The sequence below is a fragment of the Pullulanibacillus camelliae genome, assembly GCF_014642655.1.
Classification (GTDB): domain Bacteria; phylum Bacillota; class Bacilli; order Bacillales; family Sporolactobacillaceae; genus Pullulanibacillus; species Pullulanibacillus camelliae.
This window is the reverse complement of sequence record NZ_BMIR01000010.1, coordinates 1-13,965: the sequence shown is the minus strand read 5'-3', so window position 1 is coordinate 13,965 and position 13,965 is coordinate 1. Positions and strand designations below refer to the sequence as shown.

13 protein-coding genes and 4 tRNA genes are annotated in these 13,965 nt (G+C 42.7%); 4 read left to right on the top strand and 13 right to left on the bottom strand.

Going from position 1 to position 13,965, the window contains the following annotated elements; genetic code table 11:
* The first annotated feature begins 59 nt into the window (after positions 1 to 59).
* On the top strand, positions 60 to 602 hold the full coding sequence (locus IEW82_RS11185; protein ID WP_188693879.1) for a GbsR/MarR family transcriptional regulator: 543 nt from the start codon (positions 60 to 62) through the stop codon (positions 600 to 602).
* Between the two features lie 222 nt (positions 603 to 824).
* On the opposite strand, the gene IEW82_RS11180 is transcribed toward IEW82_RS11185, so the two are convergent.
* From IEW82_RS11180 to IEW82_RS11140, 9 genes are all read right to left on the bottom strand, one after another.
* Positions 825 to 900: transfer RNA gene (locus IEW82_RS11180), tRNA-Thr, on the bottom strand.
* Between the two features lie 9 nt (positions 901 to 909).
* A tRNA-Phe gene (locus IEW82_RS11175) sits at positions 910 to 985 on the bottom strand.
* 4 nt (positions 986 to 989) lie between these two features.
* Positions 990 to 1,065 (bottom strand) — tRNA-Asp (locus tag IEW82_RS11170).
* A gap of 16 nt (positions 1,066 to 1,081) precedes the next feature.
* Positions 1,082 to 1,157, bottom strand: a tRNA-Val gene (locus IEW82_RS11165).
* Positions 1,158 to 1,235: 78 nt separating this feature from the next.
* Positions 1,236 to 1,661, bottom strand: a complete 426-nt coding sequence (locus tag IEW82_RS11160) for an OsmC family protein (protein WP_188693876.1) — start codon at positions 1,659 to 1,661, stop codon at positions 1,236 to 1,238.
* A 477-nt stretch (positions 1,662 to 2,138) separates the two neighbouring features.
* A complete protein-coding gene (locus IEW82_RS11155) occupies positions 2,139 to 2,627 on the bottom strand; it encodes a hypothetical protein (RefSeq protein ID WP_188693873.1) in 489 nt (162 codons plus the stop codon).
* 138 nt (positions 2,628 to 2,765) lie between these two features.
* Positions 2,766 to 3,437: a response regulator gene (locus IEW82_RS11150; RefSeq protein WP_188693872.1), complete on the bottom strand. Its 672-nt coding sequence runs from the start codon at positions 3,435 to 3,437 to the stop codon at positions 2,766 to 2,768.
* Between the two features lie 4 nt (positions 3,438 to 3,441).
* Positions 3,442 to 4,542 (bottom strand): sensor histidine kinase, encoded by a 1,101-nt coding sequence (locus tag IEW82_RS11145; protein ID WP_229672560.1) that lies wholly within the window; start codon positions 4,540 to 4,542, stop codon positions 3,442 to 3,444.
* 114 nt (positions 4,543 to 4,656) lie between these two features.
* Positions 4,657 to 5,376 (bottom strand): YwaF family protein, encoded by a 720-nt coding sequence (locus IEW82_RS11140; protein WP_188693865.1) that lies wholly within the window; start codon positions 5,374 to 5,376, stop codon positions 4,657 to 4,659.
* A gap of 362 nt (positions 5,377 to 5,738) precedes the next feature.
* Here IEW82_RS11140 and IEW82_RS11135 point away from each other — a divergent pair, with 362 nt between their 5' ends.
* Both IEW82_RS11135 and IEW82_RS11130 read left to right on the top strand, forming a co-directional pair.
* On the top strand, positions 5,739 to 6,320 hold the full coding sequence (locus IEW82_RS11135; RefSeq protein ID WP_188693861.1) for a GNAT family N-acetyltransferase: 582 nt from the start codon (positions 5,739 to 5,741) through the stop codon (positions 6,318 to 6,320).
* Between the two features lie 212 nt (positions 6,321 to 6,532).
* Positions 6,533 to 7,282 (top strand): YqcI/YcgG family protein, encoded by a 750-nt coding sequence (locus IEW82_RS11130; protein WP_188693858.1) that lies wholly within the window; start codon positions 6,533 to 6,535, stop codon positions 7,280 to 7,282.
* A gap of 127 nt (positions 7,283 to 7,409) precedes the next feature.
* On the opposite strand, the gene IEW82_RS11125 is transcribed toward IEW82_RS11130, so the two are convergent.
* Complete coding sequence (locus IEW82_RS11125; protein ID WP_188693855.1) at positions 7,410 to 7,871, bottom strand: hypothetical protein; 462 nt, start codon at positions 7,869 to 7,871, stop codon at positions 7,410 to 7,412.
* A gap of 250 nt (positions 7,872 to 8,121) precedes the next feature.
* On the opposite strand from IEW82_RS11125, the gene IEW82_RS11120 reads away from it, so the two are divergent.
* Entirely contained in the window at positions 8,122 to 10,803 is a 2,682-nt protein-coding gene (locus IEW82_RS11120; RefSeq protein ID WP_188693852.1) for a YhgE/Pip domain-containing protein, read from the top strand.
* 911 nt (positions 10,804 to 11,714) lie between these two features.
* Here the strand turns inward: IEW82_RS11120 and yedF are convergent.
* From yedF to IEW82_RS11105, 3 genes are all read right to left on the bottom strand, one after another.
* Entirely contained in the window at positions 11,715 to 11,966 is a 252-nt protein-coding gene (yedF, locus tag IEW82_RS11115) for a sulfurtransferase-like selenium metabolism protein YedF (protein ID WP_188693849.1), read from the bottom strand.
* A gap of 19 nt (positions 11,967 to 11,985) precedes the next feature.
* On the bottom strand, positions 11,986 to 13,221 hold the full coding sequence (gene yedE / locus IEW82_RS11110; protein WP_188693846.1) for a selenium metabolism membrane protein YedE/FdhT: 1,236 nt from the start codon (positions 13,219 to 13,221) through the stop codon (positions 11,986 to 11,988).
* Between the two features lie 197 nt (positions 13,222 to 13,418).
* Complete coding sequence (locus tag IEW82_RS11105) at positions 13,419 to 13,784, bottom strand: cupin domain-containing protein (protein WP_188694235.1); 366 nt, start codon at positions 13,782 to 13,784, stop codon at positions 13,419 to 13,421.
* Between the last annotated feature and the right edge of the window lie 181 nt (positions 13,785 to 13,965).

The window sequence follows — 13,965 nt, the reverse complement described above, 5'->3', positions numbered from 1 at the left end:
TCTTTTTGCTAAAAATATGGTAAGTTAACTTGGAGTAAGTGGTTGAAAGGAGTCTGGCTATGGCACAAACATCGTCCGACATGATAGAACAAGTTAAAGAACCATTCATTGAAAAAATCGCTGATAATATGCGTGCATTTGGCATCTCACCAACGGTGGGTCGTGTGCTCGGCATTATTTATATGAATAAGCAGCCCATGACTCTTGATCAGTTATCCGAAGCGACAGGGATGAGCAAAACACGCATGAGTCAAGTGGTTCGTGAAATGATTGATCTTAACATCGCTGATAAGGTCTTTGAAAAGGGCGTTCGAAAGGACTTATATAATGTAGAACAAGATTATTATCAAACGTTCATTTCACTCTTTATTTCCAATTGGAGACAGGCCATCAATAAAAATCGGTTATTTGAGCAAAAATGGCGTCAAAAAATGTTACAATTAAAGAATAATGAGTCATTAAGCGAAGAGGACGAGCAAGAAATTAACGAGCTGCTAGAGGAAACACAACGGTGGGTGGCTTACTATGATTGGATCAGCCGATTGGTGGAATTCTTCGAAAGCGGTGAAGTGTTTAAACATGTTCCAAAAATGAATGAATGACAGACAGCCTGAATGACTGCCAGCTCTTCCTATAGATAAATGAATCCATAGCAAACGCCCCCAGTTGTAAATCCTGGGGGCGTTATGACACTATCTGATAAATTTTTAATTACACTATTTCCTCTTCAATTCTTTGTCAAAGACCATAAAAAAACCAAAAACGCCAAGTCCTTAAACAGACTTAGCGTGACAATAATATGTAATAAGTGATAGCTATAAAAATGGTGCCGGCCAGAGGACTTGAACCCCCAACCTACTGATTACAAGTCAGTTGCTCTACCAATTGAGCTAGGCCGGCACACATCAATGGTGGCTCGAGACGGAATCGAACCGCCGACACGAGGATTTTCAGTCCTCTGCTCTACCGACTGAGCTATCGAGCCTAGATGGCGGACCCGACCGGAATCGAACCGGCGATCTCCTGCGTGACAGGCAGGCATGTTAACCGCTACACCACGGGTCCTTATGTATAAAATAAATGGTGGAGGATGCAGGGCTCGAACCTGCGACCCCCTGCTTGTAAGGCAGGTGCTCTCCCAGCTGAGCTAATCCTCCGCAGCGACAATTAACATTATCGCTTATATTTTTTCAAAAAGCAAGAGCTTTTTTTATTTTTTTCATAGAAACATTAAATTAAACGGATTGCTCCCCTTTTTGACCATTAATAGAGTAGCTTGCCGTAATATCAGCACTGAGAGAATGGGCAACTGAACAATATTTATCTTTGGAAAGCTTAATTGCACGAACCACTTTGTCTTCGGGAAGATCCCCTTCTAATGCATAGTGCACATGAATAGCTGTAAACCTTTTAGGATGTTCCTCAGCACGGCTGCCCTCAACATCCATAGAAAAATCAGTGGGCTCAAGGCGCATCTTCTTAAGGATTGAAATGATATCTATGCCTGTGCACCCCGCTAGTGCATATAATAAAAATTCTGTGGGACGCGCGCCCGTATTCTGTCCGCCGACATCTGGAGCAGCATCTAGCTTCAATTCATGCCCTGATGGCGTAATTCCCGAAAAACTCATTGGGTCAGTCCATTTGATTGTTGTTTTCATAGAAAAACCACCTTTTTTCAATTCCCCTGATTTTTCTACTCATTATATCACAAGTCTCCACAAGGATTATAATCCGGCAACTTTATAATGAAGGTCAAACCTATCCATTTGGGTATATGTTTATTAACTATTTTGATTAAATTTTGAGCGGATTGCAGCTGCTTTCAAACTTATCAATATTTTCTTGCCTTGAGAGGATGAGCTCGTGAAGGATCTTGGTCGGCCTCAACCACCATCCATCCCTCATAATGATGAGTAAGAATTTCTTATATACCTTAGGAAAATCAATACAGTCGCCAGGCACAGTAAAAAATGCTTTACTTTTTCTTCCACTGACTCCTAAATAATGAACATACTATTAAAACTCTATCCAGTGTCATGAAATTTACACGCTTAACATCAAAAGAGTCAAAATAAAGAGATGCCACCTGAGTTTTTGGCCCCTCATTGATCTAGGACTTATAAAGCATTGCTGCTTCATTCATTCTTAGGTCTGGCTAACACACTGCGTAATTGGGGATAGCGGAGCATTAACAAAAGAGAACGAACTCCCCAAACCACTGCAATTTCGGCCCAAATAATCCATTCCACAACCATACTTTTTCCGTGATCAATATGATTAAAGACGACCATAATGATCATCCGCATCGCAAACAATCCAAGCCATGTCAGCAGGTACTTCCAGTCTCCCTTCATCAGCCATTCTCCATTAACATGGTAGACTTTCGTATACCTTGCCTGAAGTACCCCGAACCCTATGCCAATTATTACTGAAAGGATACCTTCAATAATCTGGATCTCGGGAACAATGGGCCTTGGAAGCCTCTCATAAGCCACTATAATAGCAATAACCGGCATAATATAAAAACGCAGGCGTGTCGGTTGACGCGGTTGAAGCTGACGAAAAATGAAAACGATTAACAGTGCGAACATGAGCATACTTGTAAAAATCACATGTAAATCCATAAAAAATCATCCTCTTATATCCTTATTAGAGCCGCTAAGCAGCAACTTTCTTTAATGGTATAAGAGGATCAGTAAAATAACATCTAACGTGAGGCATATTTTTTTCACAAAACATCTCTATCTCAAGATAGAGCATGATTATTTTACATAGCCCTGCCGTATGGCCATGACCACCGCCTGGGTTCTATCCTCTACCCCGAGCTTCTGCAAAATACGATGAACATGAGTTTTTACGGTTCCTCGTGATATATACAATTGCTCAGCAATTTCAGAATTTCTCCGCCCATAGGCCATGAGCTGGAGCACATCGATTTCCCTTTCTGTTAGTGCTTCCACCTCATCTTGAGCTGGAAGCACTGACGCATCAGGAGCGATTTGCTGTGCGGTGATAAATTGAGCAAGTGCTTGGCTCGCTGTTGTGCTTTTATAAATTGCAGCCCCAGTGATCGCCGAGCGGATCCCTTCCAATAATTCATCGGTCTCGGCATCTTTTAATAAATAACCAATGGCCCCTGCCCTGATCCCTTCGAAAACGTATTCCTGCACATCAAATGTTGTAAGCAAAATGATTCTAATATCTGGACATTGCTTTAATATCTCCCGTGTTGCCTCAATTCCCGTTTGCTTTGGCAAGCGGATATCCATGAGAATAAGATCTGGCTTTGCTTCTATCGAGTGCTCAACCGCCTCTTCTCCATCACCAGCTTCCATAACGATTTCCATGTCAGGCTGACTGTTAATAATATAGCGTAGTCCCTGGCGAATAATCGCTTGATCATCCACTAGCCCAATATGTATTTTATTCTCCACAACCTCATCCCCCGTTCATCGGCAACACAGCCCTTATTGTTAAACCGCCGTCCTCATTTTTTAAGAAAGCACAGCTTCCACCCAACGCTTTGGCACGCTCCACCATCCCTTTAGTACCAAAGCCGAAATTCAGATGGGGCCCTTCATCATACCTTCCATTGTCCGCTAGGGTAAGGAGCACTTGCTCATCCTGTTCAGTTATCTTAACTTTTACCTCAGTTGCTGTGGAATGACGAAGGACGTTTGTTAGTCCCTCTTGCACGATGCGATACAGCGCAATACTTACAGCATTCGACCAATCGGCACTCGCTTCCTGCACAAAGTCGCATGTTAAGTGGGAATGCGCCTCCGTTTGCGAGACGAGTCCTTTAAGCGCGATGATCCCCAATCCTTTTTCATCCTCTGCCCATTCACGCACCGCCAACCTAACTTCTGCCAAGCCTTGGCGAGCTACTCTGAGCAATTGCTGAACGACCTCTTCCGCCTTCTTCGGATCATTTGGAAGCATTAACTGCAGAGCTTGCAGCTGCACAACCAATGAAGTCAGCTGATGCCCTAAGCCGTCATGAATTTCTCTAGATAAACGTGCCCGCTCTGCTAAGGCTGCATAATACATGGATTGAGCTGACGCTTCCTGCAGATCATGGTGCGCTTTTTGCAAGGCTTGGTGCGCTTCGTCTAATGCTTCGAGATGCTCTTGCCGAGCGTGCTCGGCTTCACGACGAATTCTCCGTGCACGCGCTCCGAAAAATATACCGATGATGCCAAGTAGAGAGAGCAAGGATAGATTATTATTATATTCAACAATGACTAACACGAGCAACGCGGCCACCATTAAAGCCGCTGATAAGTACGTCAAACGTTTTGGAGCAAGACCTAATAAAACAATCAACGGCCATAATAAATTACTTACCATTGCACCATGATTCTGAAAATAGAGCACTAAAATGATACCAAAAATAAAAAAGGCCATGACGAGATAAGCCCAGCAGTGCTGACGCAATCCACGAAACCAAATGACTATCAAATAAATCAGTATAACACCACCATATAAAAGCACGGCCGCTATATCAGAAGAAACCGTTTGATCGTATAGCAAGATCATCAAAAGGATTGATCCTATCACCCTGACTGATATTCTTCTTTCCAATTCGCTCACCTACTTTCATTCCTCATTTTATCAAAGCGAGCGATTAATGCTTCTATCTGCAGATAGAGATCAGCGTGTTTTTTGCCTGAGCCAAAAAGGACAATATAAAATAAAAAAGGAAATAAGCATCACCAGCTCAAGTGAAAGTAAATACCATGGCCACGGACCTAGCACACTTAACAATGAGGCACTGCGCGGTTTTTTCATCATATAAAGGTAATTCGCCCCTAACCATTTATTGAGGCAAAAGACCAGCCCACCATAACCATTTATGATCATAAAGGTAATCCATAAGGAGCGCAGTGTCGGGCGATAACGATAGCAGGCGACCATAAATAAACAGGCAAGCACTACTCCGCCATGGGCAACAAAAAACTCGAAATAACGAAAGTGTGGAAACCCGAATCGGCCAAGATCTGGGGTGATAATCGCTTGAAGAGAACTTCCAAGTCCAGCAAAATACATAAACTGAAAAAGCCTTTCGCTTGCCATTGCTAACATCACTATTGCTAGAATTACAACACTATCGCTGAGTTGGAGCGGCAAATCCTTTTTCCAATCCCATGCTCTCTCAGCAATTAGCCAAAGCTGCAAGGCCCCATAAGCAATGAAAAGAAGACAGGCCAAAACTGAGCAAATGGGGATTCGTCTCCGAGGTACCCGTAATTGATCCTTAAAAACAAAGATAAGTATCCCAAGAATTAAAAGGATGAGCATCGTCACAATATGCTGCCATGCAAACAGTTGAAATGACTCATAGTGTGGATGATAGTCAAAAAATGCTTTCATTCGCCTGCCCCTTAGCTATCAGTGAATTTTAATGCTGCTTTTAGTTTTGAGCAAGCTTTATAACTCTATACAAACTTAAAAAACTTAGCTGATCCTTCACCGCTTCACTAGGCACAGCCTGATGTTCGTATCTTCGCACTCACACACTACGAATGCACCGGCTGGGCACTCCTGATGTGCTTTTTTCAAATCGCACACGAAGGATGTCGCTGAGCCTTCAGTGGTGAAAGTCAAAGCTCGAACTTATAAGGTCTTCCGCAAAGTTATGATTCTGACGTTGAAAGATAGGAATACTCCGGTTCTTTCTATATCATATAATTAAAAAGAGCATTCTGGCACTTCAATGCATAAGGAGGTAAACCATGAGATTCACCTATAAACGGGCAACATTACAGCTAATGACTTTAGATGACGATGAAGCATTATATAATATTGTGGAAACGCACCCCAAAATTTGGACTTATTTAATAGCAAAGATGAACCAGCCATCTGATATGTCGAATTATATTTCATCGGCCCTGAGTGATTATGAGCGTGGAGCTGCCCTGCCTTTTACAGTAATCGACCAGGCCACGCAAAGCATTGTCGGTAGCACACGCTTGTATAATCTTTCAAAAGAACAGCGGACTGTCGAGCTTGGGCATACCTGGTATCATCCAAAGGTCCAGCGGACAAGCATAAATACAGAATGCAAGCTCATGCTACTCCACTATGCTTTTGAAACCCTCGAGGTCATCCGTGTACAAATTAAAACCGATCTCCGAAATAGTACAGCACAAAAGGCCATCGAACGACTGGGGGCGACCAAAGAGGGGATACTGCGTAACGAGAGACAATTACCAAACGGTTACATAAGAGATGCAGTTGTTTATAGCCTCTTAGATCGCGAATGGCCAGATGTAAAACGACGGCTAGAGAAAAAATTAGAAAAAAAGCATAGCTGAATCAAGGTCGCATTTGATATACGACTTGAACAGGACTGCCTAGTTCCTACTGGCAGTCTTTTAATCTTTCTATCATGAGGCTTTTGCCCCTCCCCCAACTCTTTCACTATCCGACAATAGGCATACGCCCAAATGCGCATAGACATTTAACCATTTTGGGCGGGCTGAATAAGGTATAAAAGATAAGTAATACAGGGGAGGTTAAGTCTCAGATGGAATTGCTTAATAAAGACGCTGTAGATTACTCAAGACTTAGAGACTGGGAAATAGAGGCTTTAAAGCTCTTTGACAGAAAAATGACAGACAAAGCTCACCGCTTTCCTTGTATACCTGCTACTCAAGGCTATCAGCTCAATCATTTAAGATATGGTTTTGCCAGTGAGCCAAGGACTATGCATGCTGCCGCTGACTTGGCCGCACTTTTAAAAGCCTTTACTCTCTACTCTCACCAATTTGGAAATTATACTTCTTTGATCGTCTTTTTTGAAACACCACCCACACTCCACGCCAACAGTACAATCGAAGATTTTGAACAGCTCTTTTGGAAGCTTCTTCAAAATGTGAGTGAGCTTGATGAAAAGGAGTGGCCTGAAGCTATTCCCATTAATCCTAGCGATCCACTATGGGAGTTTTGCTTTCACGGAGAACGTTATTTCATGTATGGCGCATCCCCGGCCCATATTAAAAGAAAGAGTCGGCACTTCCCCTACTTTATGCTAGCTATTACGCCTCGCTGGGTACTGAATGCATTTAATAGCCATCCCGAACACGCGGTCAAGATAAAAAAACAAATCCGCAAGCGGCTCAACACCTATGATGCCATACCGCCACACCCTGCCTTAAATCAATATGGGGATGAGAGTAATCTGGAATGGATGCAATATTTTCTTCGCGATGATGAAAGGAATCTTACAAAATGCCCCTTTCACCAGGCCTTTCAAAAGCCTGAACAGAAAAAATGAGGCTCACCGTTTATTCCATAGCATGAGCCTCCTACTTTTTAAAAATATCCGTACCTCTTGTTTATTTGAACGGTCCTATCTTTCTCAGTTGCATAACAGCCTATGCCCCCGATTTATTATCATAAAATCAATTCCTCTCCAGCGCGCTGATCCACTTATAAAATTTCAGTAAGATAAATAAAAGAATTGGATCAATAATGATCGAGTACCAGAAGTTCCACCAGCCATAGTGGAAATACCCCCAAGGACGAGGTAATAAAGTCATCATCTCATATAATAAAATGATGATTACCCATCCCCCCAAATATATCATTCGCTTCGAGAGCTTTTTATTAAAAGGATACCAATTTAAAAACAACACATTGATAGGGGGAACTAAAATCATATGAGGAAGTAAACCGATATACTCCACTTTATTTTTATAAAAATACCAATATCCCTTTAATTTAAGTTCTATAATGACATCAAAACAGACTTGAAAGGCGATGGTAAACGTCCAAATATGAATCATTTCATTCAACGTGATATGTTTTACAAGTTTAAAGGCCAAAAGATTAAATACAATAATTGCTACAAAAAGTCCTAACATGATAATTCCCTTTTTTTACATAGACTTCCCAAATGCATCGTCCACTATACCCCAATATCAAACTGCGTCATTATCCATGCGCATCCCTCTCTCTTCTTTTAACCTTCACTATCGGACACATTACTTTGTTTCACTTGTATCCACTCATAATCCAAAGTCATTTAGGCATAATAAAGAGAACTATAAGCGTGAAAGCGTACATAGTCACCAGACATTGCAGATGCCTAAATGATAGACAGGGGGGAGTCTGTTGAAGACTATACTGCACATTTATAAAACAGATTGGCTTCATCTCTTCAAAGTCCCCATCGCTCTTTTTTTAATCATCGGACTGATGGTCTTACCTTCCCTCTATGCTTGGTTTAACTTGAAGGCAGGCTGGGATCCATATGGGAACACATCCAACGTCCCCATTGCTGTTACTAATTTAGATGAAGGAGCAACAATACATAATGCAGAAATAAACAAAACCATTCATGTTGGCGATCAATTAGTCCAATCTTTGAAAAAGAATCATAATCTTGGTTGGACATTTGTTAGTAAAAAAGAAGCGGACTACGGTGTGCGCCAGGGAAAATATTATGCAAGTCTCCTTATTCCAAAAGACTTTTCGAGTAAAATTGCAACAATTATTGAAGAAAGTCCCAAGCATCCAAAAATTTATTATAGTGTCAATCAAAAAGTCAATGCGATTGCCCCAAAAATCGCGACTACCGGAGCAACAACTATCACTCAAAACATCAATGAATCCATTATCAAACTCTCAAGCCAAGCGATGTTTACCGAATTTAACACCATTGGGGTTGAACTAGAAAATGAGCTTCCAACACTGCGCCATATCCGCAATCAAATTTTCACATTAAACGAACAGCTTCCCGAAATCGAAGCGGCAGGACAAAAAGCATTAACCCTTGAGAAACTACTTCCTGATATTCGGAGGAAGGGACAGAAGGTCGTCGAGCTCGAACAACATCTTCCTGAGATTGAACGGGCTGGTCAAGTCTTACTCAAGCTTGATCAACGGCTTCCTGAGATTCAAGCCATCTCCGGAGATATCAATGCTCTTCAAGCGCAATTGCCAGACATTCAAAAGGCGGCTGAGCGTATAGCGACCATTGACGCCCATTTTAACCAAATAAGCACCTCCCTTTCACACACCTTGAATACTATCCAAACGATCGATGAGGTCCTACAAAATGCTGAAAAGGCCTTACCTGAGATACAGCAGCTTACCACAAGCGGGGAGACAGCCAATCAACAGCTCCAGCACTTTTTACAAACCAATGGGCAGGCCTTGCAAATATTGTCACCGATGATTGAGCAAAATCTTCTTTTACTCCAAGGGACAAATGATACTTCTAGTCAGGTCGCGCAATCAGTAGGTGAATCAGGTCCGGCAACTTCACCAGCGACCTTGGCAACCATACAGGATCGCTTAAGTGCGGGAACTGAAGCAATTCAGCATTTGACTGGGCTTTTTTCAGCTCTGGAGGACGTCTCACCTCACTCTGGACTACAAAGCATGAGCCAACAGCTGCAGCAGGTGCAGACCCTTTACAAGCAACAAATTGAGATGATCCAAAGCCTGAAATCGTCTCTTAATCAGCATGCACCGCTCTCTCAAGATGAACTTACACAGTGGCAAACCTCAGCCAATGAGGCGAATAATCGACTGGAATCATTCATTGAGCATTTTCCAGCGGCTACAGCCCCGGCAATCAGTGGTGCCATGCAAGTACTCATGGATCGTTCTTCCTCAATTGATAATACTTTGGAACAAGCACAAGCCGATCTACCAAAGCTGCAGTCCATTCTAGAGGATGCCAAGAAAACAACAGAGAACGGGCAAGCAGAGCTCCTGCGCCTGCAAAAGGAACTGCCTACCATACAACAAAAAGTGCATGCACTCGCCACAGATATTCAAAATAAAATCCCCTTGCTGATCAAAGGGGTTAATGATGCCGCCCGTTTTATGCAGAACGACTTTCCAACAGTGGCACAGCGCATTCACCAAGCAGCTAATTTTGTTCGTCATGATTTACCAGGCGCAAAAAAGGATATTCGCGATGTTGCCAATTTAGTGCAGAATCAGCTTCCAGCCTTTGAAAATACGGTGCATCAGGTGGCAGATCTTACACGTCATGAGCTCCCTGAATTAAAGCAGTCCATACAAAATGCTGCAAATAAGATCCGCGCCTTCGAGACCAATCATGATCTTGGTGAAATCATTAAGCTCCTGCGGCACAATATTGAGGATGAGAGCCAATTTCTTGCCCATCCCGTCATCTTGCAAGAAAAGGACATCTTCCCAATTCCTAATTACGGATCAGGCATGTCTCCTTTTTACACGAGCCTATGCCTATGGGTAGGCGCGCTCCTTCTTGTTTCTCTATTAAGATTGGACATCGAAGATAACGAGAGGGTTTATCACAGTGCCCACGTGTATTTAGGGCGCTTACTCACCTTTTTAACCATCGGGTGCTTCCAAGCACTGATTGTAACCATTGGAGATATGCTGCTTCTTGGTGCCTATGTCAAGGCGCCGATTTGGTTTGTTGTGTTTGGTCTATTGATCAGCTTAACATTCATGACGATGGTCTACACCTTTGTCTCGCTTTTTGGGAATATCGGTAAAGCAATAGGAATCATCTTCTTAGTGCTTCAACTCTCATCCGGCGGGGGAACATTTCCCATTCAAACCTCCCCACCATTCTTTCAAGCCATTCATCCCTTTCTTCCTTTTACTTACGCAGTCAGTGTTATGCGCGAAGCGGTGGGTGGTATCGTATGGAGCATCGTATGGAAAGACCTCAGCCTTTTAGCTGTCTTTTTCTTAGCTACCCTGCTTGTTGGGTTAACACTAAAAGCACCCTTGCAAAAACGCACGCAACGCCTAGCTGAAAAAGCAAAGAAAAGTCAGCTTATCCATTGAGGAGAGATGAAACCGGGGCGTGAGTTTCCAAATCAAGGCGTAAGCGTAACAAAAGCACCGGTTAATGAACAAATCATTGGAGCGGTTTAACAAAAGCACATCACCTTTTTACAAGAGATGCGTCCAAAGTAACATATTAAATCCGAAGCTTCCGAATAGAGAACAAATCCAAGGGATAAGTTTCCGAATCAAGACTTGAACGTAACAAAAGCCCTGAGCAAGAGAACAAAAGCCGATTCAAGTTAACAAAAGGCAAACCCGTTTTAACAAAAAACCTAAACAAAATAACAAATAAAGCTCGAAGCCCTCGCCAGCCATAAATATAGTATAGGTTCGACAAGTTTTGTTATCATTCCTCTGTTAGTGCACATTAAAAGGCCAGTTTATCTGATCGTATAAGAAAAACCGGGCGAAAAGCTTGCCCGGTCCTTGTCCTTAGTATAGAGCATCAGCCAATATGAAAGAGGCTTCAATGCCTGGTCAAGTGGATGGGAGCGCAAGGCGCGAGATTCGGAACACGCTAAAATCGTGTGTTCCCCAGGCGCCGCTGACTCATGATGCGGAGACTAGAATCCTGCGGGAAGTGGGAGACTGGTAAGACCTTAGCAGTGCGAAGGCGCGAGGAGGCTTACCATCCCCCGCAGAAAGCGAGCGGCCCGGAGCGGAAATCCGCACCGTCCTCATGACCAGAAATTTTATACTTTCTGATCGTATTAGAAAACTTGGCTTGCACCACTTCGCTGGTACTCCTAATATGATTTTTGCAAATCACACACTTAGGTTGTCACCAGCTTTAATAGCGAAAGTCAAAGCCCCGCCTTATACTCTCTTCCTTTATGAGTGTCAGCAAAGTTATAAATTCTGATCGTATTAAAAAGGAAGGCCGTATACACGCCTTCCTTTCTCTCCCATTATTTAACTTGAATATAAAAATATGATGTCGAGCCATTTTTAACTGTATTCAGCACCTTATGCCCGTGCTTTTCAGCGGATTCTGGCACATTAATAAAAGATTGCGGGCAATCAGCAATCACTTCCAGAATTTGCCCACTCTCCAACTGTTTAATAGCATCGAGTGTATAAAGCTCAGGATAAGGACATGATTCTCCCCGTACATCCAAAGACCCCGATACTAATACCTGATCTTGCTTTTTTATGCTCATTTATATTTCTCCTATCCATTTAAGCTGTTGTTTTCTTTGACGTAGGGATATGAGCCTGGTTCATTTTTTTAGAATATACCTTTTCTCTCCAAACCACTAATAAATAGAGAAGGAATAAAAATGCACCGGTGCAAACAATGGCTCCACCCCATCCGAGTGAGGACACCAAATTGATTTCAGGTGAGCCTTTTACTAACGCGTCAAACACACCCCAATGATCCCAGCTATAAGCCAAGATGGTAGCTCCAACCACGTTGCCCAAGCCTACTGAAATAAATTGGACTTGCCCTTCCATCAAGCGATACATCCAGCCTGTTTCGCAGCCACCAGCAATGACGATCCCCACTCCAAACATCACGCCACCAATTAGTGAGCCTAGGCTTGCCCAGTGAATAACAGGCTGTGCTCCCTTAAAAATAAAGATAGCCGTACCAACCGTTTGAATCGCCATTCCAATAATAATTGCTTTCGCCAGTGTTCCCCTTCCTGTCAACCATAGATCACGAAGGCCAGATGTAAAGCAGAGCTGACCACGCTGAATGAGCATCCCAAAAGCCCCACCAAAAAGGACAGCGAATCCGAGCATCGCTTTACCAATAGCAAAATAATAAATAGCAATGAGAACGATAATAACAAAAACAATAGCGCCAATATAGAGTTGTTTACGGTGCCCATTAGGATTTGGTGATGTAGCTTTTGCGGGCCGAAGGCCAAACTCTACCTTTGGTTGTCCCTTAAATATCGGTAAAACGGCTAGCTTAACACCTAAGTATGTCCCTAGCGCTGTTCCAGCAATAAACAGCCAGGAGTGCAGCGAGAATTGTGGCAGACCCGTAAAAAATGCTGCAAGATTACATCCCATTGCGAGACGTGTTCCAAATCCAGCCAATAGACCACCGACAAACCCCCATGCCCAGCGGCGTTTTTGCCGAGGCATCTTCAGCTTAAAGTTTTGGCTCATCAAGGCGCTGAGTAATCCGCCAAAAAGCATGCCAATGACTAGCCATCCATCCGTTCGATCAATCGGTTCTCCTTGTAATTTTATTGCCTTGTAATACGCCCAATGTGAGGGATCAACGCCGAAAAGTTGCAGGAGATTCCCGCCCCAGCGTGTAAATTCTCCCGTTACTGCCCAAAGCGTTCCAGTTAATCCGAAATAAAAAGCCGCAAAAATACCTGCAAAGATCAAAACCATAAAAGGATTCCAAAAGCCTCTAAAAAACCTTTCTTGGATGTTTTCCAAAAAAGAACCCATCTTCCCTTTCCCTCCTAAATTGAATCATTCATACAAACATTAATATTATAGCAAATCCTGACAAATGCGGACTTACTTTCTATCCCCCTTCATAAAATATACTTATGGTTTAAAAGGAGAAGAACATGAGGAAGCCCACTCTTATCTCCTTGATAATGAGCAGGCCCTGTAATTGTGCACCATTTATTTTATTCTATTTAAATCCAGACGTCGTTTGCAGCAGTTAATTCTGATCCTGCCTCACCTGTATTAATCACACCTCTAGGTTCAACAATCATCGCTTGGCATTCTTTTTCAGCATAGGTTTTATGCCATGCCCCCTTTGGTATGATAAACATTTCTCCCTTTGAGAGCTTTACTTCTCCATCTCGAAAAAGGATAGACATCTCGCCTTCGAGCACAATGAACACCTCATCGGTATCTTTATGATCATGCCACACAAAATCCCCTTGAATTTTGACAAGCTTAAATTGATAATCATTCATTTCTCCAATCACCTTAGGCGACCAATGCTCACTGAATTTTGACAACTTTTCGCTTAAATTAATTGCTTGATAACGAATAGGAATCTCCTCCACTAATGACTTTTTTATTTATTATACTTGTGAAGCTACCCATTTTCCCACCCTTTTGATTATTAAGTTTGTGTCAAACTTTTCTCGGTACCCTATTCATCCCAGTATTTCTGGCACTCTAAATTTGTACGCTTTTCCAGCTACCGCGCGAATGTCTTCGCTTGGTTCC